Here is a 25,058-nt window from a genome sequence, read left to right as displayed (position 1 = left end):
GACAAAGATTGGACATTCGTTGCGGAGTTACTTGCGGAGATTTCTCCTTCGTCGAAATGACAATATTGTGCCCAAAGGCTTATCTTAATCTTTAAAAGCCCTTTCTCAAAAAAAGAACTTCAAGACTTATTCTTTCTTAGTAAATCCTTTTCTGGTCATATCGCCCCAGCCTTTGGTTCCCATTACTTTTTCTTTATACCCCACTAATGCCGAATAAACCGTTAACGGGTGAAAATAAAGCGGTTCAATAAAGGCAGCAATAAGCAATTTGAAAAAATCGGCGTGTTTTGGGTATTTGTGAAAAGTACGTTCTTCGCTGAAAAGCGCCAAAACCGAGAAAAAAACCGCAAAAGTATATACAAAAAGCACCAACAAAAGGAAAAAATGCCAGTTCAGCAAACCAAAAATTATAAATACAAGCGTAATTACAAGTCCGATAAATTCAATTCCTGGCGCTAGAAATTCAAACAGCGTCCAATACGGAATACTCAACATTCCCAACAATTTATATTTAGGGTTAAGAAACATTCCTTTATAAAAACTCAGTGTTTCTATCGTTCCTCTCATCCAACGGCTTCTTTGTTTTTTGAAAATTTTGAAATCTTCTGGCGCTTCTGTCCAACAAAGCGGATCCGGAATATAACTTACGGAATATGGCAGTTTGTTTTTTAGCATATAACGGCGCATTCGCACAACAAGTTCCATGTCCTCGCCTACCGTTTTTGTGCTGTAACCGCCGGCAAGCAGTGCAATTTCTTTATCAAAAGCACCAAACGCACCACTAATGAGCAAAAGTCCGTCAAGTCTCCCCCACGCCATTCTTCCTAACAAAAATGCACGCAAATATTCCAAAACCTGAATTCTTGCAATCATATTATCCGGAATATTGACTTCGACCAAACGTCCGTTTTTAATAACACACTGATTGGCAATTCTCACCACACCTCCAGTCGCAATTATTCGTTTTCCATGCGATTCTAAAAATGGTTTTGCCAGTTTTAAAAGAGAATCTTTATCAAGAATACAATCTACATCAATACAAACCACATACGGATTTTGCGCAATATTCAGACCGACATTCAAAGCATCGGCTTTGCCTCCATTTTCCTTGTCGGCAACAATTAATTTTTTGAAAGCAGCGTTTCTAGAGGTATAAATTCCTTTTAATTTCTTGGTTTCGATCTGTTCATGAAAATCAAGTTCCGTCAAAACAAGATCGTATTTTTTAATCAGGATTTCCATTGAGTTATCCTTGCTTCCATCAATTACAACAATAACTTCATAATTATTGTAATTCAAAGAAAGCAACGATTTTACATTTTCTTCAATGGTAAAACCTTCATTATAAGCCGGAGCGATCAAGGAAAGTTTAGGAGCAAATTCACTGGCAAGAAGCACATCATAATCAACAAAACTATTTTTTTTGAGATAACTTGTAAGCGCTTTTGAAGAAAGATAGGCCAATATTAGATACGAAGACATGATCAAGATCGCATAGCCCAAAATCAGGACAATATACAAATCCAGAAACCATGTCAATTCGTTGTTTAAAAAATCCATTTTTCTTGTAATTAAACGGTTAATGCTTTCACTACATTCTGCGCTTCGTATTGAATTGCTGTATTCGGAGCACGATCTGCCAACTTTTCTACATACGGAATTTTCTGCGTCAACTTGAGTTCTTTAATAAGCTTCAGTCCGAGTGCAACAACGGTCGTATTTTTTGATTCCAATAAAAGCTCAACACCTTTTGTATCGCCAATTTCATGTTTTTTGAAAGCGCTGATAATATTTACCTGCGTCCAATCGTCAATAGGATCTTGATGTTCTGCAAGGTTTACAATGCCTTTTGTTCCGGCAAGTTTGATAGCGGCATTTAAGGCCGTGATTTTCAATGTTTTCTTTCTGGCTTTAGAAAATGTGATGATTTTTTCGAATGCTTCGCTTATATTAAATTCTGAAAGTTCTGTAATTCCTTTGCATTTTATTTCCCATCTCAGACTTTTCAGTTTTTTGAAAGAATCGTTTATCAAACCTGAATCTTTATAAAACTGTTCTAGTTTTTGCGCATAAATTCCATCGTAATTTTTATGCAAATTGATAAGCGTTTCCATTACTGTTTCTCTAAAAAAAGCTTTTTTAAAGAGAAAATTGGCTTCATTATCTTTCGCAATAGTAGCGAACACAACATTTTCAAAAACCACAGCGGACATCATTTTTTCAATCAACAAACCGTATTTTGCTTTAAGTCTGTCTCTTTTGATTTTTTTATTTCGGCTCCAAATGATAATCACATACAGCACAAAAGAAGCCACGACAAACAAGCCGATCGAAAAAATCAGAAATGGAACGACCCAGTCGCCTTTTTCATAAAGTTCCCAAACTTTTGTCATCTTAAAAGCGTTTTGTTACAATTAGCTGGACATTGAATCGGTTTCTGTATTCATCTGGCAAATATTCTTCGTATTCATACAGAAAAACAGGTCGTACAAAAAACGATTCGCCAATTCGCTGCTGATATTGCAAACCTGCTCGATACGCTTTTAAAGGCTGTGTAAAACCATTGTAGAGATATAAATAAGGAACGGTTCCATATTGAAGTTCAAATCGGATCAAATTTTCTTTTTCTTCATTGATTTTTTGAACACTCAAAACATGCGAAAACAAGGCATTTCCGGTGTCATAATAAGGTCGGTACGCAAATGTATAATTGCCATAATTATAAGCTACTTGCCCTGTTAGCAATGTGATATCATCAGAATCAAAATGCATAAATCTCACTCCTAATGCAAAGTCAAATTTTTTAACCGGAGCAAAATAATATTCTAAACCCGTTTTTGCGACAGGAAAAACCGTTTGGCCTGTTGAAACTCCCGCGTTTGCGTACAAGTAGCTTTTATTTTTGAAAGTCTGATAAAAATCGGTTTCAAAAAGCGCTTCTGTATCATTGTACGCATTTCCGATATTGGCTCGACCAACAATTGCAGAAGTGCTGAATTTATGCGAATATTCGACATAACCATAATGAAAAGGTGATTGCCCAGGATTTGAAGTCGAAATATTAAGATAAGAAACCGAAACGGCATTTTTAGCTTTTTTGCCAATAAGCGTTCTAATGCTTCTAAAAGGTTGTGTACTGTTGTCTGCCAATGACGCTTTTTCTATAACTTCCAAAGCTTCTTGGTCGCGATTAAGTTTCTCTAAACAAGAAGCTTTTATTTTTATAACTTCTGTTGCTTTTGAATCAATTGCTAAATATTTATCGCAGTACGAAATGCATTTCTCATATTGTTCCGACCAAAAATACGTATTGATAATTGCCAAAAGCGCATCCGGATTTGGCTTTGTTTTATCGACTAATGGCGATAAAACTTTTATAGACGTGGGATACTCTTTTTTCCAACTGTAAATTCGGCCTTCAAAAACTTGAATATCTTCGTTTTCAGGGAATTTTGCGCGCAAAGGCTCAATTAATGATAAAGCTTTATCAAAATTGCCTTTTTCGGTTTCTTGCCTTGCTTGAGCCATAACGGCGTCAATATTTATTTCCTGTCCAAAAGAAATGGCGGAAACAAAAAGCATCAGAATTGAATAATATAAATACTTCATTAAGCTTTGATTTTTAACAGCTTATTAATTCGGACTAAAAGAACAGCGGGACTTATTGGTTTTGCAATAAATTCATTTGCACCAATGTCAAAAGAATCCAGCTCTGTCTGCTCAACGCCGGAAGAAGTAAGTATAATGATAGGAACATCAGAATTGATGGTTTCCCTGACATGTTGCGTAATTTCCATTCCGCTGATGCCGGGCATATTTATATCGGTTAAAACTAGGTCGTAATTATTTTTTTCGATGGCTTCAAGCGCATCTTTTCCGTCAGAAAACTGGTCAACAGTAAATCCTTTAGACTCTAGAAAAAAAGACAATGATTTGCGTAGGATATCATTATCTTCGGCTAAAACTATTCTCATTGGTACTTGTATTTGGAGGCAAAATTCGATTTATATAGGCGTATATGTAAAGCTAAGGCTTATTTCTTTTTTATCAAAGTTCCTTTAAGATTTTAACGGTCTCCTCGATCCCACATTTTAAAATATTTAGCTTATCGGGCGTTTCAGATGTAAATTCACCTCTTGCAGCTTCATCTTCAATAATCGACAAACAATTCGTCAAATCGCTCAGCATGAAAATATCCAAACTTGATTTCATGTTATGCGCCATTTTTTTTACCGTATCGTGTTCGTTGTTTTTGAATGCTTCTGCCAATTGCTCTGTTTGAGCCGGAATTTTTTCTATAAACAGATTGATCATTTCTTTCCTGAAATTTGGATCATCGCAAGCCATTTCGTCCAAAATAGAAAAATCAATAATTCGCTTTTTTTCCTGTTCCAAATCTTGGCTCATTACCGTTTTTATTGTTTTTAAAAGTACGGCCTGTTTAAACGGTTTTGGCACATAAGCGTTCATCCCAACTTTATAACAGCGTTCCTGCTCACCAACAAGCGAATGTGCTGTCATTGCAATAATTGGGATATTCAAATTCATTTCGTTTCTGATATATTCCGTTGTCTGATAACCATCTTTGACTGGCATCTGCAAATCCATCAGAATCAAATCATATTTATTTTGAGATAAAAGTTCAATTCCTTCTTCCCCATTTTCAGCAATATCCAATTCAAATCCAAAATTTTGAATTACGCTTCGCACTAACTTTTGGTTCAAAATATTGTCTTCGCAAAGCAATATCTTTAGATTGCCAAGTTCATTTTTTGACAAAGGTTTTACAGGCGCAACTATTGCCGAAGCTTTTTTATAATTTAAAATAAAGAAAAATTCTGAACCTCTTCCCTCTTTGCTTTTTACTTGAATTTGAGCATTTTGCAATTCAACTAGCTGTTTTACGATATTTAATCCGAGTCCGGTGCCGCCAAATCTTCGAGTTGTACTTTCTTCGGCTTGTGTAAAACGTTCAAAAATAGTTTTGAGTTTGTCTTCCGGAATACCAATTCCGGTATCTTTTACAGAAAATCGAAGTGAATAATGATCCTCTGTTTCCTCTACTTTTTTGACAGAAACGGTAACTTCGCCATCGTGCGTGAACTTCAATGCGTTGCCTATCAAGTTGACCAAAATCTGATTTAATCGCACTTGGTCGCCTACAACAGTTTCAGGCATATCTGCATCCAGAAAGAGATTAAATTCTACCTCTTTCGGAACTTTTACTTTTAATAAATTATAAACATGTTTCAATGTCTTTTTTAAATTAAAAGGCTCCGAATCAATAGCTAAATTTCCCGATTCGATTTTTGACAAATCCAGAATATCGTTGACAATCAAAAGCAAGTTTTCGCCCGCAATCTGCACGCTGTCAATATAATCGCGTTGTGTTTCGTCGAGTTCAGTTTGTGCCAAAAGATCTGTAAAACCAATAATGGCATTTAATGGCGTTCTGATTTCATGACTCATATTGGCCAAAAAACTGTCTTTGGCAAAAACGGCTCTTTCGGCGATTTTTTTCTGAGCTGCCAACTCAATATTTTTTGTCTGAATTTCTAATTGATTGATAACGTGCTTTGCAATAATCGAAAGCGCATTTCGCTGATTTTCATCAAGTGTTTTCGTTACGTGGTCTATCGCACAGATAGTTCCAATATTGAATCCGTCTGGGGTTGTCAGTGGTACTCCAGCGTAAAATCGTACTTTGAAACCGCCAGTAACATTTGGATCATCTTTTAAACGTTCATTCAAAAATGTGTCGTTTATCTCGACCATTTCTGATTCCAATATGGTGTATTTACAAAAACTGATTTCGCGCGGCACTTCTGAAACTCCTATTCCTATTTCAGATTTAAACCATTGCCTGCTTTCGTCAATAAACGAAATATGTGCAATTGGAACACCACATATGTACGAAACAAGTTTTGTTGCATCATCAAAAGCATGATCTGGAAGTGTGTCTAATATGTTATAACGTTTTAAGGCTGCTAAACGTTCAAATTCGTTGTCTGGAACTGGGTTTTCTATGCTCATTTCTTAATGGTAAGGGCTATAAAGTTACTGTATTTCGATCAAAATTCCGCATAAATTCTAGCTTAAGCATAATAAAGCACACTGATGACGCGGGTTAATCGGGTTTTCACTGATATTATATAGAATCCGTTTCATCCGTGCCATTTGTGTGACATAGGCAAAGGTTAAATTAATTTAAACACATAGAAACATAGCATTTCTTTATCTAAAAAAAAAAGAGTTGGGAAAGAAACTAGTTTCTAACACATAGACGAAACTTTAAAAAAAAGAGATATAAAAAATAAAAAATCTGCTCATCTGCCTAATCTGCGAGAAACAAATAAACCTATGTTTGTTATGATGAAGTGAAACACCTTTTTTAAGCGTTCCAGAACTATGTTTCTATGTGTTTAAATTGGCTTAAGCGGAATAAAGCACACAGATGACGCGGGTTAATCGGGTTTTCACTGATATTATATAAAATCCGTTTAATCGGTGTGATCCGTATGCCATTCTCAAAAGTGAAAAATTAATTTAAACACATAGAAACATAGCATTTCTTTATCTAAAAAAAAAAGAGTTGGGAAAGAAACAAGTTTCTCACACATAGACAACTATGTTTGTTGTGATGAAGTGAAACGCCTTTTTTAAGCATTCTGCAACTATGTTTCTATGTGTTTAAATTTCACGCAACGGATAAAAAAACAAAAACAGCAGTAAATAAATTACTGCTGTTTCCTCAATATAACCAAACAACTAAGCAACCAAAAAAAACTTTTTTAATCTGGATTCGCCAGTATTTTATACAATTCAGCATTTGAAATATAGAATTGATTTTCGATGCTGATTTGTGACAGTTTTGCACTAACCAAATTATTTTCTCTGGAATTAATCAAGAAAATCGAGCTTTCGCCAAATGAAAACAGTTTTTCCTCTGATGTCAGCATGGTCAAATAATCTTTTACCAAATTATCAATGACATTTTTTTGCTTTTTCAAGGACGCAATTTCTGTCTGTTGTGCTTTAATTTTGTTTTTAAGTTCCAATTTTTGCTGTTCAATATCAAACTTTATATCCTGGATTTTAAATTTTGCTATTTTCAAGCTTCCTCTTTCTTTTCTCAAGAAAATCGGAATGCTGAAATCGACGTTAAACTTATAATCATCAGCATTGAAAGAACTGAAATACGAAGGTTCTGAAATATAATTGTAACCCACATTCAACTTAGGAAGCAAGGAATTTGCCTTCAATTTTCTGTTTATTTCCAGCATATCCATTTTTGTTTCCAAAGCTTGAAGTTTTGGATGCGATTCTAAACTTTCAACATTGACCATCATAGCATCTGTTTTTAAAGTTAGTTCCAATGTCTGAATCAGATTTTCTTCCGGTTTTACCATTTCGTCTAATTCCACCGGAACATTCTCAATCCATAAATAATTGGACAGATACAATTTGGCTTTAGCCAATTTCAAATTTCCATTTTCAACATTCAGCTGTCTGTTTCTGACTGTAATTCCAGCTTCCACGCTGTCAATTGCTGGAGCGTCGCCCAATTCGATCAGTTTTTTTACACCGGCAAAACGTGTACTTGCAAAACCTAAATATCGATTATAAAGTGCAGCTTCGTTATAGCTTTTTCTCCATTCAAAATACGCTTCGCTGGCTTTGTATAAAACCTCGATTGCTTTCAGTTTTCGTTGTGCATCACTTAATTTCAATTGCAATTTTCCTTCTCTAACATCCGCCATTCGCTGATTAATAAACATTCCTTGTCCAAGAGCAACGCTTACGCCAAGTGAAGTCAAACCTGCATCAGGAGTTTTGTTCTGCGGATTGTAATATTGTCCATCCGTATCATCAAAACCCGCTTTTATTTCGATTCCGTACCAAGTCGGGATTTTAAAACTGCTGTTTAAAAGCGAATAATATTCGGTTCCCTTAAACTCTTTTTTACTGTAATCAACTTCAATTTTTGGATCAAATCCGCCTCGCGCCACCATCAGCGCAGCTTGTGCATTGCTGATTTCAAGATTCGCTTGTTTTACCAACGGATGATACTTTTTTACATATCCTAAAAACTCGCTGTAACTCAATTCTTCTTTATGAAAATCCTGACTGTACGAAACCGAAAACCCGAATAAAAACAAGAAAGAAAACAGTATTACAACATTTTTCAATTTATTTTTTGTCCTTTCCATTTTTTGCTTCTTTTTCATCTGCCTTATAATAATTTGGCGGAAAACCATTCAGGTTTCGCCATATTTCATACCATACAGAAACGGTTTCTAATAAAGCAATACTCTGTGCTCCTGCTCCAATACTTAATTCTTTTGGCCATTTGTTGTCTTCTCCGTCAGGCGAAATCAGTACTCGGTATTTTCCATTGGAGCTAATGAAATTTTCGATTGCCACGATTCTTCCACCATAAGTTCCATAAGATAATCCTGGCCATCCAGAAAATACGATTCGGGGCCAACCGTCAAACCAAACGCGGACTTTTGCACCGCGATGCACTAATGGAAGATCGATTGGATCAACATAAGTTTCAACTGCAATGTCATAACTTGACGGCATGATGCTCACAATTGGAGTTCCTTCTTTAATTGTTTCTCCAAGACCTGCCAACAAAGCACGGTTTACGTATCCGCTTTGTGGTGCTGTAATGTAGTACAAACCGTTTCTCAGACTGTAATTTACATACTGATTTTGAAGCTTGTTTACCTGAGCTTCTGTATCATATTGCGTACTCAAAGCGGTGAATTTATCGCTGTTTGATTTCGAAATCTTCTCTGAATATTCGGCGATGATTCGGTTGATTTCTACTTTTGCATTAATCAATTCGTTTTTGCTGCTTAAAAGCTTGTTTTGCTGTGTAATGATATATGCTTCAGATTCCTGAAGTTTTAATCTTTTCTGCTCCACATCAGTCATTGGTTTTAAGCCCTCTTTGTTTAAAGCCGTCGAACGATCAAATTGTGTTTTAGCGATTCGCAACTGCGTTTTTACAGCTTCTAAATCCATGCTGTCACTTTTGATTTTAAGCTGTGACTGTCTTATTTTATTCTGCGCCTGTTGTAATTTTAATTCTCTTTCTGTAGAAAGCGATTTTGCTTGAACTTCAAGCGAATTTACTTTGTCGCCATACGATTCGACGGCCATTTTTTTAGCATCGACTTGTTGTTTTGTATTCCCAACAAGATTTGGATCTAAATAATCCTCTTTTACTTCAGAAATAAAAACAATTGTATCGCCTTTTTTGACATAATCACCTTCTTGCACGTACCATTTTTCTATTCTTCCGGCAATGGCGTTATGAACAGTTTGTGGTCTTTGGTCCGGTTTTAATGTCGTAACAGCACCGCTTCCAGAAATATTTTGCGTCCATGGCAGAAAAAGGCATCCAACAGCAAACACTAAAAATCCGATGATGACTTTATTTAAAAATTTATAATGAGGTCTTCGGGCCACATTTGTAATCGACGTGTATTTTCCCGGAGTTATAAGTATGTTATTATCTTTAGATATATTGAGCATGATTATAGCTTTAGGTCGTTAATAATTTTCCCGTCGTCGATGGTGATCATACGACCGCATTTATTCTTCCAAATATCATTTTTAGAAGTTACGATTACCGTCCAGTCATTTTCATCAGAAAGTAGAAAATCAACAATTTTTCCAGAAGTCAGTTCGTCCATTTTATCAACAGGATCTTCAAGAAATAAAATATTCGGTTTATGAACGATACTTCTTGCTAGCAAAATCTTCTGAATATCAGAAGCCGAAAGTTCATGTCCGCCCGGATGAACCTGATGATCTAGACCATTTGGGAACGTTTTAATATCTGGCGTAAGACCCACGCTGTCTAAAGCCCATTTTAAATCGTCGTTGTTAAGTGCTTCATTTCCAAAAAGAATATTCTCTCGAATTGTTCCTGCAAAAAGAGTATCGCCTTGCAAATAAGTTCCTGCCTGCGCTCTGTAGCTGTCTTCATCAAGACGATTCATGAAACTGTCGGTTACATACATTTCGCCGCTTTCTGGTTCTAATAATCCAGCAAGCATTCGAAGCAATGTACTTTTTCCAGCACCGTTTGTTCCTCGCAATATTATTTTTTCGCCTTGATTAATTTTCAGATTAATATTTTTAAGCGATTTTTTGTTGTGTTCCGGATAATTGTAGGCAACACTTTCGGTTTCAATAGTAATTCCGGCCTCACTTATTGCAGACTTTTCTGGAATACAAGACGTTTCCATATCGGTAACTTGACCAATTTTTTCTACAGAAGTCAAAACATCATAAAAAGATTCTAATCCGAAAATGATTTTCTCTACCGAATTGATTAGCAAAACGATAACAATCTCAGCTGCCACAAACTGCCCAATGTTCATTTGATGGTGAATTACCAGAAAACCACCAATCGACAATAAGGCAGCTGTAACAATTACTTTAAAAACAGTAAGCTGAATGTATTGTTTTTTCATTACCTGAAAGTGTTTTTCTCGGTAATCAACATATTTTGTCACATAGCCGTCATTGCGTTTCAAGGCATATTCAAAACCGCTTTTTTTGCGAAAGCTTTCGCGATTTCGCGCTATTTCCTGAAGCCAAGCTGCTACTTTATATTTGAATTTTGATTCGTTAAGACTCGTTTCCAAACCATCTTTATAGGAGAATTTAAAAATGATGTATAAAATGACCATGAACAAAAGCCCAATTACCATAAAAAAGGAATGATACAAGACTAATAATATGATTCCGAGTCCTACTTGCAAGAAAGCAGTACAAAAATCAAGAAGCAGTTTTGCAGTTCCTTTTTGAACCATAAGCGTATCGAAAAAACGGTTTGCTTTTTCGGGCGCGTATTCTGAATACATTTCTTTGAATTTGATTAAAGGCATTCTGTAGGCGAATTCAAACGAAGAACGCACAAAAATTCGCTGTTGGAGATTCTCAACAATTCTTAGTTGCAAAATGGTAAGAACCCCACCAAAACCAACTCCAATTGTTACCAGAATTACCAATACAATCCAAGAAACACTCAATTGTCCGCTTTGAATAAAATTGATAATGGCTTGAATTCCTAAAGGAAGCGAAAGATTTACTAAACCGGCAAATGCCGCATAAAATATAATTTGATAGACATCGCGCTTGTCCAGCGTGAGCAAATTGTAAAAACGTTTTAAAGGTGTCATGAAATGATTTATAAATATTACATTAACAGATAATTGTTTACATACGAAAAAACCTATACTATAGATTTTAGTATGTGATTTTCTTCAGAAAAAGAAAAATGCTGTCTATGAAATATTTTGTGGAGGGCGCAAATGAATTTTGCCGTGAAATCCAAGTGAAGAAATAGGATTATTTAGATACTTTTTACCCTTAGCATCTACCTGAAAATAAAGGCTTGAAATTGCAGCATCAAAAGGAATAATATATTCAAACAAAGGCATTCCTTTTCCTAGTTTTGTTGATTTGTTTTCTTTGGTTTCGTAATCGTCTAATTCCCCAGAAATTCTGTCACATTTGAATATTTTCTTCAAAAAATTGCAAGTCATTCCTTTTACAGAATACTGTTCTGTATTGTTGTTTATGATTCTTGAAAGTGTTCCAGAAATGTTTGCACTATTCATTAAAAAATAGCCGATCAGCAACGCGTGAACGCATTTGCAAAGAATACTATTTTTAATTTTACTCAACATTTTTCTGCTATTTATTAGGGCGCAAGTTAGGACGAAATTTTTGGTGCTACATTAAAATAACATTAGAATTGAAATTGCAGCTGTTATTTTTTTCTTAAAGGAAAATCACTTCACATTCGTTGCTTCAAACTGCTTTTATTTATGTTTTTCTATCAAATTTGAACAGTTGCTTTTTCTTTCAATTTTAAATTTTAAGTGACTTTTTTTATAAAAAAATTAACATTTCAGCATAATCAGAACGCATATTTCTGCCATCTGATTTTGTTGAATAAAAAGCTCAATTGGATGCATAAATTTAAGAAAAGAGCAAAATATTGCCGTTTTTCATGTTGCAACATCGAGTTTATTGTTTCATTTTATAATTTGAAACATTAAAAGAGACCGTTTGCTCTTTTACTTTTTTTAACTTTGGATACCCACCAATACATTTCAATCTCAAAGCTGTAAATCATACGGCTCAATATTTTATTCGTACAACGTAATTAATAATTTAAGGTGGCCATATATCGTTATGCCGCCTTTAAAATTCTGATTGCTTATGCCACAATTTTATTTTTATTCTGCGGTCACCAATTTATTTAAAAAACTGTATTTGCCAATTCTTCTGATACTCGTAAGTACAGTAAACTTAAATGCCCAAAATTGTACTGTAAATGCCGGAGTGCTAAATGTTACAATTTGCGAAACTGATGCTTTAGTTTTGACAGGTAATACTCCTTCTCCTATTACAGGGACTGTGCATTGGACACAGATTTCAGGGCCTGCTGTTGTTATTAATTCTCCTACAAGCCCTAGCACTACTATATCTGGGTATACCGGTGGAAATACTTATACATTTAGATACAGCGCCACCTGTACTGATGGAATCTTGTCCTATCAAGATAAAGTGGTCAATGTTAAGCCTATAACAATCGCCAACGCAGGAGGAAATATTGCAAGCTGTCCTAATAATAACGGTACATTGGCAATTATTGGGAACACGCCTCAAAATACTGGAGAAAATGGTTATTGGGAAATAGTGGGCGCAAATAATGCAGGAGTAGTCATCAATTTCCCAAACTCGGCAACCTCAACAATTACCTTACCTGACACAAGTTGTGGTGTTACAACGCTGCAATGGGTTATTGAAGGTCCCGAATTTGCGCCGGGACAACGTTGTAGAACAACTTCTCAAATTACAGTTACTAATTATGGTGGTGTTAAACCAGTTAATGCTGGTCCAGACCAAACTTTAAGCAATTGTTATACTACTACACAATCAACAAACCTCAACGCTACCTATGGCGGTTGCGGACTTAATGGTCAAAATGGAACATGGACATTTGTTTCGGGGCCAAATACACCAACAATTGCCAGTCCCAATTCAAATAATACAGGCATTTCTAATTTAGTTCAAGGAACGTATACTTTTAGATGGACCGTTACTGGTGCTTGCGCATCTGGCAATGATTTAGTTGTCATTAATGTGCCAGCCGCAACGCAGGATGTAACACAACTTCCGGGCGGAGACGAAAATATTTTCTTTTGCGATAATACCATAAATCAGGTAACTCTTGTTGCACAAACGCCTTTATATGCAGGTGAAACAGTTCTTTGGACGCAAGTTTCTGGCGGAGCGGGCGCTGTTATCCATTCTCCAACAAACCCGACAACATTAGTAACTGGTATTTCTTCAACTGGAGCTCCATACCGCTTCCGCTATACGCTTACCAACAATAATACGGGCTGCGTTTTCACTAAAGATTATATTGTACAATATAATGGCGCAACCCGAACCATAGTAGCAAATAATGGCGATGATATTGTGGGAAGCTGTAACGCAACAGTATTCACAATTCCGCTGACAGTTACAGGAACAGGATCTAATCAATACCGAATTGTAAGTGGTCCTGCTCTTTCTCCGCTTGGTCCATTCCCTACAGCTTTGCAAGATGTTGGCAATTCTTTGACCTTGACACTTACAGCACCGGGTGATTATACGGTAGAATTTATAAGAAGACAAACCGGATCATTAGCTGTTGAATGTGATTATGGTTTTGATACCTTAAATATTTTAGTTTCCGGTGAACCGACGCCTTCTAACGCAGGAACCGATGTCAGTTTGCCCTGCGGTGATACCTCAACAATGCTTTCGGGTGTGAGTACAGCTGATGGTTTGCATTTTTGGAGTCAGCTCAGCGGGCCCAATACAGCAGTAATTGCCGATAATTTTGCTGTTGACACACAAGTAAGCGGACTTATTTCTGGTACTTATGTATTTCAGTATATTACAAAGGGCGGTGGAGCAACCTGCGGATTTTCCGTATCGACTGTTACCGTTTATGTTTCTGATAGTGCTATTACGAATGTAAATGCAGGACCGGATCAATTAATTTGTACCAATTCTCAGGTGCCGCTCTCGGCTAACCAGCCAGATCCCGGCGAAATAGGTACTTGGAGCCAAGTCTCGGGCCCTGATACGGTTGTGTTTTCAAATGTCAATGATCCCAATGCCATTGCTACTGGTTTCTTGACTACAAATTCATCATATCAATTACGATGGACAGTCACCTACACACATCCTGGCCCTTCTTGTGGTGGAGCTGTTTCAGATAATGTCACCATAGACACCAGCAATCTTCTTGCTCCAACGCAATCAGATGCAGGGCCCGATGCATGTTATTCCTCGGGTACAACCACATTTAACCTTAGCGGTAATACACCCGGAATCACAGATGTAGGAACATGGACAGTAGTGCCGTCTGCAGGAGTTGTGATCGCGGATGAAAACGACCCTAATACAATGGTTACGGTTCCCGGAAACGGAACCTACGTATTTACTTGGTCAATTATTGCCAGAATACGAACTTGTATTCCGAGTCAGAGCAGTGTTTCTGTAACGGTGGCAGAAACTCCTCCGGTGGCAGATGCAGGTCCCGACCAAGAAATTTGCGGCAATACAATTACAATGGCTGCTACGCAAAGTGGAGGTTCAGTAGGAACTTGGACAAGAATTTCAGGTGTTGGAAATTACACTGTAAGCGATATACACGATCCTCACGCCGTTTTTACCTTTAATTATAGCGGATATTATATTTTTAGATGGACGGTAGATGCTAGTGTCTGCGGTCAAGCATTTGATGACATCAATTTAACTATCGGAATTCCGCCTCATCAGGCAGTGGCTGGACCAGATCAAAATATTTGCAACAACAATACAGTTACAATGGCCGGAAGTACCTATGACAGCTTCTTTGAACTCGGACAATGGTCTGTACTGACTGGCGCTCCTAATCAGCCTACGATTGTTGATCCTTCTAATCCAAATACGCTTATTACGGGCCTTGTTGCCGGTACTTATACTTTTAGATGGACAATCACTGCAAAAAGCATCTTTTTGTGCCAAGGCACTTTTGATGATATGGTAGTAGTTGTAAATCCGGCGGCCGATGCTGGTCCTGATCAAACGAATTGTGACGTTACCAGCGTACAGCTTAAAGCAGGAGAAAACTCAAAAGGAACTTGGACCCTTAAAAGCACAAGTGGCAATGTCAATGATGTAGTCATTACGCAATCGCCGGCAGACAGTTATATTGCAAATGCTACGGTCGTGCCCGGAAATACTTATGTTTTCACTTTTACCACTCCCGCAACATCTTCAGGTGGAAACACCTGTCCTGGAACATCAGATGATGTAAATGTTACAATTTATAGCGGGGCAAGCATTGATCCAAATGCGGGACCTGATCAAACTTTATGTATTAGTGACGTTGGCGGAACCACGACAATGAGCGGAAATACTCCTCCTCCTGATGTTACAACTGCTGAATGGCGCTTTGTGTATCAGCCCGCAGGAAGTGTCGCTGTTATTACTACTCCATCGGCGCCATTGACAACGGTTACAAATTTGACAGTTCCCGGACTTTATATTCTTGAATGGGTGTTTGAAAGCAATAATTGCCGAACGCTGTCGGATATTGTTCGTATTCAAATGAATGCGCCACCAAGTACCGCAAATGCAGGGCCTGATGATACTGTTGCTTGTCAGACTACGTATAAAACGGCCGCAGTTCCGCCAACAGTTGGTATTGGAACTTGGACATTTGTATCGCAGCCACCTGGTGGAAGTGCCGTAATCGACAATCCAAATAGTCCGGTTACTACATTATCTAACATAAATGTTTTAGGATCTTATACTTTACAATGGACCGTAACGAATGGCCCTTTTACAAATCCGTCGTTGTGTCAACCATCATCAGACACTGTTACAATAACATTTAATGCCGATCCTCCTTCTATTGCAAATGCAGGACCAGATCAGGAATTGTGTAATGTGACAAGTACAACAATGGATGCAGTACCAGTTACATCAGGAGTAGGAACATGGACTCAGGTTTCGGGACCAAATACTGCCAATATTGCCTCACCAAACACTCGAAATTCTTTAATGTTCAATCTTATTCCGGGCGTTTACGAATTTCGTTGGACAACAACGACTCCTGGCAATAATGGCTGTACTTCACAAGATACAGTTCTGGTTACCATCTACCAAAATCCATCAACAGCGGATGCGGGACCAAATAAAATTGTGCCACAATTCACGCCAATCAATTTAAATGCCGTTGCGCCAACTGTTGGTACTGGTTCTTGGACTCAGGTTTCGGGCCCTAGCACGATAGGTTTTACAGATCCTTCGAGCCCAACTACTGCCGTTACCGGAACCATACCGGGAATTTATACATTGCAATGGAATGTCAACAATGGAAACTGTGCACCATCCACAGATACTATGAATCTTACTATTCTTTCTGTTGCCGATCTTGAATTGACAAAAACGGTTACACCAACTACAGGAAGTGTTGGCGATGTTGTAACCTTCAATATAAATGTCTTCAATAATAACAATTCTCAAGGCGGAACTGTTACAGCGACGAATGTTGCCGTACGAGATTATATTCCGCAAGGATTTGTAATTGTACCCGGATCTGTAAACTCTGCGGGACAATACAATGTTGGAGACAATACTGTTACTTGGACCGGTCTTACGATTCCGAGTGGAAGTATCTTGAACCTGACTTTTAAAGCTACAATTCGAGCTGGAGGATCCTATGTGAATTCTGCAGAAGTTATTGCTTCTGATCAATTTGACCCAGATAGTGCACCAAATAATGGGATTGCCTCTGAAGATGATCAAGATTCTGCTACGGTAATTCTTGATGCAGCCGATTTATCGCTTCAAAAAACAGTTTCCCCTACTTCTGTAAGTATCAATGATAATGTAATTTTCACTATCAGAGTTACAAACAGTGGGCCAAATAATGCAACTGGCGTTACAGTTTCAGATCATTTGCCTCCCGGCTATACATATGTAAGTGATAATGGCGGAGGAAAATATAATAATACGACTGGTATTTGGAATATCGGCAATCTTAATAACGGAAACTCTCTTGCTTTGCAGATTACTGCCAAAGTAAATGTAGCAACCACTGCGAATTATGTAAATACTGCCGAAGTACAAACTTCGCATCAATTTGATCCAGACAGTACGCCTGGCAACGGATTAGCGGAAGATGATAAAGCAAGTGCCAATATCACTTTGAAAACAGCCGATTTAGAATTAACCAAAACCGTATCGCCAACTACAGGAGCTTCTGGAGATGAAGTGAATTTCACCCTTGCCGTTCTTAATAAAGGTCCCGGAAATTCAACAGGAGTTAGCGTACAAGATGTTATTCCGCCTGGATTTAGTTTGATTCCTGGCTCTGTGTCAAATGGAGGCTTTTATAATATTGCAAATGCTAATCTGACTTGGCAAAATTTAACCATAACAAATGGAGCGACTTTAAATTTAACTTTTAAAGCAATCGTAACGCCGTTAGGCGGTTATTTGAATATTGCGCAAGTTACAGCCAGTGATCTTCGTGATCCTGACAGTACGCCAAACAATGATGATGGCGATCAAAGTGAAGATGATGAATCGAATGCTCCTTTTACTTTCATTGGCCCTACAGCCGATTTGTCTTTGACTAAAAGTGTCGTCGCAGGAAATACGAGTCCAGTTGTGGGAAGCCAAGTTTCCTTTGAACTTGTTATCAAAAATGATGGTCCAAATAATGCAACAGGAGTTCAAGTGACAGATCTGCTTCCATCGGGTTATCAATTTGTGAATTTCAGTTCATCTGCGGGATTATACAATGAAACTACCGGAGTATGGAATGTTGGAACTGTTGATGTAGGAGTAGCGGAATCATTGATTCTTGATGCCAAAGTGCTTCCGACAGGAAATTATCTTAATACAGCACAGGTAACAGCAAGTGATCTTCCTGATCCTGATTCAGCTCCTAATAATGATGACGGCGACCAAAGCGAAGATGATGAAGATAACGCGGTAACAACCCCTATTTCTCCTCTAGCCGATTTGTCATTGACTAAAACAGTTGATAATGCGACTCCATTAGTGGGTTCTTTGGTAACTTTTAAAATCATTACAACAAACAGCGGACCTCAAAATACAGCGCATGTAACCGTAACCGATTTACTTCCTTCTGGATATACTTTTAGAAGTTTCAATGCAACCAGCGGTACTTATGACAGCGCAACAGGTATTTGGTCATTGGATATATTACAAAGCAGCGAATCTGAAACCTTGCAGATTATTGCAGAAGTAAATCCGACGGGAGATTATACCAATGTTGCCGAAGTAAGCAGCAGCGATATCCCAGATCCTGATTCAACTCCTAATAACGGAATTGCTACGGAAGATGATTATGCAACGGCAACCACAGTTCCTGTACAGCAAGCCGCTGATTTAAGTTTGGTTAAAACAGTAAATAATACGAACCCTATAATGGGTACACAAGTAAAATTTGAAATTGCGATCGCAAACGAGGGACCTCAAAATACAACAGGCGTTACCGTTACTGATTTGCTTCCGTCTGGATATACTTTCAACAGTTATACCTCAACAACAGGAGTTTATAATGAATTAACTGGATTGTGGTATGTAGGCAGTATGGGTCTCAATCAGGTAGAATCCTTGCAGATTACGGCTACCGTTAATAATACAGGAAATTATACAAATAGCGCCGAAATAACATCTAGTGATGTCTTCGATCCCGATTCAACGCCTGGAAACGGAAATGTTTCAGAGGATGATTATTCAGAAGCTACGACTGTTCCTGTTCCGCCTAATTTAACAGCCGATTTAGCAATTACTAAACTTGTCGATAATGCAACACCAGTTGTAGGCTCTCAAGTCACTTTTACCATCGCAATACACAATGATGGTCCAATTGAAACACAGAACGTAGTAGTTACTGATTTACTTCCATCTGGTTACACCTACTCTTCATATAGCGCAACAGATGGTCTTTACGATCCTGTTTTAGGGAAATGGTATATAAACAGAATGGAGGCAAACGATCTGTTTACTATACAAATTAGAGCAACAGTAAATGCTTCTGGCAATTATACCAACATTGCTGAAGTAACTGCCAGCGATCAGCCAGATTCTGATTCTACTCCAAATAATGGTGTTACCACCGAAGATGATTATGCAACTGTATCAACAGTTCCTGTTGCTCAATCAGCTGATTTATCTGTAACTAAAACAGTAAACAATGCGACTCCGCTCGTAGGCTCGCAAGTAATTTTCAGCGTTCAGATAAGCAATGCTGGACCTCAAGATACTAGTGGTGTAACGGTGACAGATCTTCTTCCGACCGGGTATACTTATGCTTCTTACAGTTCAACAGCCGGAAGCTACGATTCGGCAACAGGATTATGGACAATTGGAAATTTATCAAATGGCGCTTCTCAAACTTTACAGATCACAGCAACGGTAAATCCGACTGGTGATTATCTTAATTTTGCTGAGGTAACCGCAAGCAGTGTTGCTGATCCAGATTCGACTCCGAATAACGGCAGCACAACAGAAGATGATTATGCATCGGCAACTGTTACGCCTGTTCCACTTCAGTCTGATTTGTCATTGACTAAAACGGTTAGTGATTCTAATCCAATTGTAAATACAGAGATCACATTTGAGTTAATAGTTACCAATAGTGGTCCACAGGACAATACTGGCGTACAAGTAACCGATTTGCTTCCTGCTGGTTTTGCTTTTACAAGATACACTGTTTCAACAGGAACTTATAATGCAACTACTGGATTATGGAATATTGGAAACTTAAGAAATGGACAATCTGAAAGCTTGCAAATTTCGGCTATAGCCAATGCCATTGGAAACTTTATTAATAGAGCCGAAGTTACTGCAGCAGATCTTCCTGATCCAGATTCAACGCCAAACAATGGAGCCATATTAGAAGATGATTTTGCAACTGCATTAGTAGGAACTAGAGCAGAAACGCCTCCTCCACCTCCGGTGTCTGATTTATCTCTGACTAAAACAGTAAATAATGCTACTCCGTTAGTGGGTTCTCAGGTTACTTTTGAAGTTGTGATTTCAAATGGCGGAAAAGATGACAATAAAAATGTTCAGGTTACCGATTTGCTTCCATCAGGTTATACTTTCTCAGGATATACTCTTTCAACAGGAACTTATGTACCTGCAACCGGTATATGGACTGTTGGCGACATTGCTAATGGCAAATCTGAAACGTTGCAAATAACAGCAATTGTAAATGGAACTGGAAATTATGTTAATGTTGCTGAAGTGACGGCTGCAGACTTTGATGACCCTGACTCTACGCCAAATAATGGTGTTACAACCGAAGATGATTATGCTACGGCTACAGTTACTCCAACGGCTCAAAGTTCTGATTTATCGATAACCAAAATATTTAAAAACACAACCCAAGTTATTGGTGATCCTGTTACTTTTGAAATTGTAATCACTAATAACGGTCCGCAGAATAATACTGGTGTTCAGGTTAAAGATTTACTTCCTTCTGGATATACTTTCACTAGTTATACAAATTCTAGAGGAACTTATGACCAAGCAACAGGGTTATGGAATATTGGGAATTTACCAGCTGGCCAATCAGAGACTTTACAAGTCTTAGCGATTATTAATGACGGAGGTGACTACACTAATATTGCTGAAGTTACCGCCGCCGATCTTCCTGACCCTGATTCAACGCCAAATAACGGTGTTACAACGGAAGATGATTATGCAAAAGATGCTGTAGTAGCAGTACGACTTCTTTTTGATTCTGATTTATCATTGACTAAAAAAGTAAATAATACAACGCCATTAGTAGGTTCAATAGTTACTTTTGAAGTTGTATTGACAAACAATGGTTCTCTTGATAACACCGGAGTTCAAGTAACTGATTTATTACCATCTGGTTATACATTTAATGCTTATACGGTATCAGATGGAACTTATAATCCAACTACAGGAATATGGAATATTGGCAGTATAGTCAATGGAAAATCGGAAACTTTGCAAATTTTAGCGACAGTTAATCCTACTGGAAATTATACAAATAGTGCCGAAGTCACCGCAGCTGATGAAAATGATTTTGACTCTACTCCAAATAATGGTCCAAATTCAGAAGATGATTATGCAGAAGCCACCACGACGCCTATAAGCTTGGCTTCGGATTTATCTTTGACTAAAACAGTGAATAATGCTACTCCATTAGTGGGGGCTCATGTTACTTTCCAAGTTGTGGTGACTAATAATGGTCCGCAGGATAATACGGGCGTTCAAGTTACTGATTTGCTTCCGACAGGATACACCTTTAACGGATTTACATCAACAACGGGAACTTATGATACAACAACGGGATTATGGGTAATTGGAAACTTAGCCAATGGAAAAACTGAAACGCTTCAAATTACTGCAACTGTAAACCCAACTGGTAATTATCTAAACATTGCTGAGGTAACTGCAGCTGGTCTTCCTGATCCAGATTCAACGCCAAATAATGCCGTTGCTACGGAAGATGATTATGCGACTGCAACGACGACTCCAACAAGTTTGGCTTCAGATTTATCATTGACTAAAACAGTAAATAATGCGACGCCATTAGTTGGTGCTCAGGTTACTTTTGAAGTTGTGGCAACTAATAATGGTCCGCAAGACAATACAGGCGTTCAAGTGACTGATTTGCTTCCGACAGGATACACCTATAACGGATTTACAGTTTCAACAGGAACTTATAATCCAACAACGGGATTATGGAACATTGGAAATTTAATCAATGGGAAATCGGAAACTTTGCAAATAACAGGAACTGTAAACCCAACTGGTAATTATCTAAACATTGCTGAGGCAACTGCAGCTGGTCTTCCTGATCCAGATTCAACACCAAATAATGCCGTTGCTACGGAAGACGATTATGCGACTGCAACTGTAACGCCAACGAGTCTAAGTTCGGATTTATCATTGACTAAAACGGTAAGCAATGCTACTCCATTAGTTGGTGCTCAGGTTACTTTCCAAGTTGTAGTTACTAATAATGGTCCGCAGGATAATACAGGCGTTCAAGTTACTGATTTGCTTCCGACAGGATACACTTACAACGGATTTACAGCAACAACAGGAACTTATAATCCAACAACGGGATTATGGATGATTGGAAACTTAACTAACGGACAATCTGAAACTTTACAGATTGCCGCAACCGTTAATCTCACAGGAAATTATGTAAATGCAGCCGAAATTACTGCGGCTGGTCTTCCTGATCCTGATTCGGCGCCAAATAATGGTGTTACAACCGAAGATGATTATGCGACTGCGACGACAGTACCTATCACTCAGGCTGCTAATTTATCGTTGACTAAAACGGTAGATAATGCAACACCACTAATTGGTTCTACAGTTACTTTTGAAGTTGTGATTACAAACAGCGGGCCTCAAAATACGGCTGGCGTAATCGTTACTGATTTGCTTCCGACAGGATATACTTTTGGCAGCTTCAGCGCTACTAAAGGAACATATAACAGAACAACTGGAAGATGGAATATTGGTTCTTTACTAAATGGCGATTCTCAAACTTTGCAAATAACAGCAACAGTAAATGCTACAGGCAATTACACTAATATTGCTGAAGTAACGGCGAGCAATCTGCCAGATCCAAATTCAACGCCAAACAATGGAATTACGACAGAAGATGATTACGCAACAGCGACTACTGTCCCAACTATTCCTATGGCCGACTTATCGCTTACTAAATCTGTTATTGGTGGAAATTTAAGTCCGATTTTTGGCGCAACTGTTACCTTTGAAATCATAGTAACAAACAGCGGTCCGCAAACAGCGACTGGAGTAAGCGTAAAAGATTTGCTTCCAAGCGGATTTGAATATGTTGTTTATAGCTCAACTAAAGGTCAATATCATAATACGACTGGAATTTGGGACATTGGAACAATTCCGAATGGAGTTTCAGAATCTTTATTGATTGGTGCCAAAGTAAATATAACTGGCAATTACAATAATATTGCAGAGGTCTTTTCATCAAATATAGCCGATCCAGATTCGACACCAAACAATAATGTTGCCGGTGAAGATGATATGAATTCTGTATTGATTACTCCGGTTCCAGCAGAAACAGATCTTTCTTTAGAGAAAAATGTCGTGGGCAATAACCTCACTCCTGCTGTTGGCTCTGCAATTGCGTTTTCAATTACGGTAACTAATGATGGTCCAAGTGTTTCAACTGGAGTAACCATTAAAGATGTTCTGCCTTCTGGATATCAATATGCATTTTTCAACTCAACATCTGGAAGCTACGATCCTGCAACCGGAATATGGACTCCGGGACCAATTTTACCAGGAAACAGCCATACGTTATTGATTAATGCTTTTGTAAAAGCGCCAACTGGCACGGCAAATGAATTCTTGAATACTGCCGAAATCATGACATCAGATCAGCATGATCCAGACAGTACTCCAGGAAATGGAGTTGTGACCGAGGATGATTATGACAGTATTTCGGTTACACCAGTAATTGTAATGGCCGACTTATCGTTGACTAAAACGGCATTAAATGCTAATGCAACTTATGATGTAGGTTCAACTGTTATTTTCACCGTTACGGTTAAAAATGACGGGCCGGCAAATGCTAGTGGTGTGTCTGTTAAAGATTTGCTTCCTCCGGGATTCAAATATTTAACTAGCGCTCCTACCAGCGGACTTTACAATTATATTACTGGTGTTTGGAATGTAGGTATTGTTACTGCGGGCAACGATGAATCGCTTGATATTTATACAACCGTAAATCCGCCATCAGGAGCTGCGAATGAATACACGAATACAACTGAAATTATAGCCAGCAATTTGCCTGATCCAGACTCAACGCCTAATAATGGAGTTGTAACCGAAGATGATTATGCGAGCCTTCATATCAACGTTGCGGTTGCCGATTTAAGTTTGGATAAAACAGTAAGCAACAAAAATGCAAATGTAAATGAAGTGATAACGTTTACGTTACAGCTCGACAATGCAGGTCCAAGTGTTGCAACGGGAGTTAATGTTGATGATATAATTCCGTTAGGTTATCGCAATATTACAAACATCAGCAACGGCGGAATTTTCAGCAATAATACAATCAAATGGGCAAATCTTACTGTTCCTGTTGGTGGCGTGACGCTAACTTATCAAGTTACAGTTGCTAATCCTAAAGGACTTGAACATACCGATTATGTGAATATGGCGCAGGTTACAGCTTCGAACCAATTTGATCCCGACAGTAAACCAAATAATGACAATGGCGATCAAAGCGAAGATGACGAAGATTCAGAATTCATCAACATTCCGTCAACGGATATTGCGATAAATAAAGAAGTTGACCAAACAGATGTTGCCATGTACAGCAGCGTAGTATTTACTATTACGGCCGAAAACCTTGGAAACCTAGCGGCAACAAATGTTGAGATAAAAGATCTTCTTCCAAAAGGATATCAATTAGAAAATGCCACAGCAACGGCTGGATCATATGACGGATCAACCGGAATTTGGAAAATTCCTAATGTTGCGCCAAAAGGCATTCAAACATTGACTTTAAAAGTAAAAGTGGTTGATGTTAACGATTATCTAAACATTGCTTTCTTGTCATCAATGGATCAAATTGATACCAATCCTTCAAACAATCAAGACAGTGCAACTGTTAAGCCGAGTTGTTTGAAAATCTGGAATGAATTTTCACCAAATGATGATGGTCAGAACGATACTTTCTATATCGATTGTATTACACAGTATCCAAATAATGAACTATCCATATTTAATCGTTGGGGTAATATAGTTTACTTCAAAAAAGGATATGACAACACTTGGGACGGTAAAGAAAAAGGATCTGCGAAAACACTTCCAGAAGGAACCTATTTCTACATTCTGGATCTTGGAGATGGTTCTGAAAAAACTTCTGGATGGGTTTATTTAAAAAATTAGGATAACCA

The 25,058-nt window shown here is 38.0% G+C and carries 10 protein-coding genes; 1 reads left to right on the top strand and 9 read right to left on the bottom strand.

Annotated features, from left to right (window positions below; translation table 11 throughout):
- Positions 1 to 126: 126 nt before the first annotated feature.
- From FND99_RS00535 to FND99_RS00495, 9 genes are all read right to left on the bottom strand, one after another.
- Positions 127 to 1,560 (bottom strand): glycosyltransferase family 2 protein, encoded by a 1,434-nt coding sequence (locus FND99_RS00535; protein WP_144336051.1) that lies wholly within the window; start codon positions 1,558 to 1,560, stop codon positions 127 to 129.
- An 11-nt stretch (positions 1,561 to 1,571) separates the two neighbouring features.
- Positions 1,572 to 2,393: a hypothetical protein gene (locus FND99_RS00530; RefSeq protein WP_144336050.1), complete on the bottom strand. Its 822-nt coding sequence runs from the start codon at positions 2,391 to 2,393 to the stop codon at positions 1,572 to 1,574.
- 1 nt (position 2,394) lies between these two features.
- Positions 2,395 to 3,609, bottom strand: coding sequence for a YaiO family outer membrane beta-barrel protein (locus tag FND99_RS00525; protein WP_144336049.1), 1,215 nt, complete (start codon positions 3,607 to 3,609; stop codon positions 2,395 to 2,397).
- A complete protein-coding gene (locus tag FND99_RS00520) occupies positions 3,609 to 3,974 on the bottom strand; it encodes a response regulator transcription factor (protein WP_144336048.1) in 366 nt (121 codons plus the stop codon). The genes FND99_RS00525 and FND99_RS00520 overlap by 1 nt, the downstream gene beginning before the upstream one ends.
- A gap of 73 nt (positions 3,975 to 4,047) precedes the next feature.
- A complete protein-coding gene (locus FND99_RS00515; RefSeq protein WP_144336047.1) occupies positions 4,048 to 6,033 on the bottom strand; it encodes a GAF domain-containing hybrid sensor histidine kinase/response regulator in 1,986 nt (661 codons plus the stop codon).
- A 758-nt stretch (positions 6,034 to 6,791) separates the two neighbouring features.
- Positions 6,792 to 8,210, bottom strand: a complete 1,419-nt coding sequence (locus FND99_RS00510; RefSeq protein ID WP_144336046.1) for a TolC family protein — start codon at positions 8,208 to 8,210, stop codon at positions 6,792 to 6,794.
- A complete protein-coding gene (locus tag FND99_RS00505; protein WP_144336045.1) occupies positions 8,191 to 9,546 on the bottom strand; it encodes an HlyD family secretion protein in 1,356 nt (451 codons plus the stop codon). The genes FND99_RS00510 and FND99_RS00505 overlap by 20 nt, the downstream gene beginning before the upstream one ends.
- A 2-nt stretch (positions 9,547 to 9,548) precedes the next feature.
- Positions 9,549 to 11,204 carry a peptidase domain-containing ABC transporter gene (locus tag FND99_RS00500; RefSeq protein WP_144336044.1) on the bottom strand — a complete coding sequence of 552 codons (1,656 nt, stop codon included), beginning with the start codon at positions 11,202 to 11,204 and terminating at the stop codon, positions 9,549 to 9,551.
- Between the two features lie 105 nt (positions 11,205 to 11,309).
- Positions 11,310 to 11,645, bottom strand: a complete 336-nt coding sequence (locus FND99_RS00495; RefSeq protein WP_246074141.1) for a hypothetical protein — start codon at positions 11,643 to 11,645, stop codon at positions 11,310 to 11,312.
- A 607-nt stretch (positions 11,646 to 12,252) separates the two neighbouring features.
- On the opposite strand from FND99_RS00495, the gene FND99_RS00490 reads away from it, so the two are divergent.
- Positions 12,253 to 25,050, top strand: a complete 12,798-nt coding sequence (locus FND99_RS00490) for a PKD domain-containing protein (protein ID WP_144336042.1) — start codon at positions 12,253 to 12,255, stop codon at positions 25,048 to 25,050.
- Positions 25,051 to 25,058: the final 8 nt, after the last annotated feature.

The organism is Flavobacterium daemonense, from assembly GCF_007341385.1.
GTDB classification, from domain to species: Bacteria; Bacteroidota; Bacteroidia; order Flavobacteriales; family Flavobacteriaceae; genus Flavobacterium; species Flavobacterium daemonense.
The sequence above is the reverse complement of the archived record's forward strand: the minus strand, read 5'-3'. Positions and strand labels throughout refer to the sequence as shown.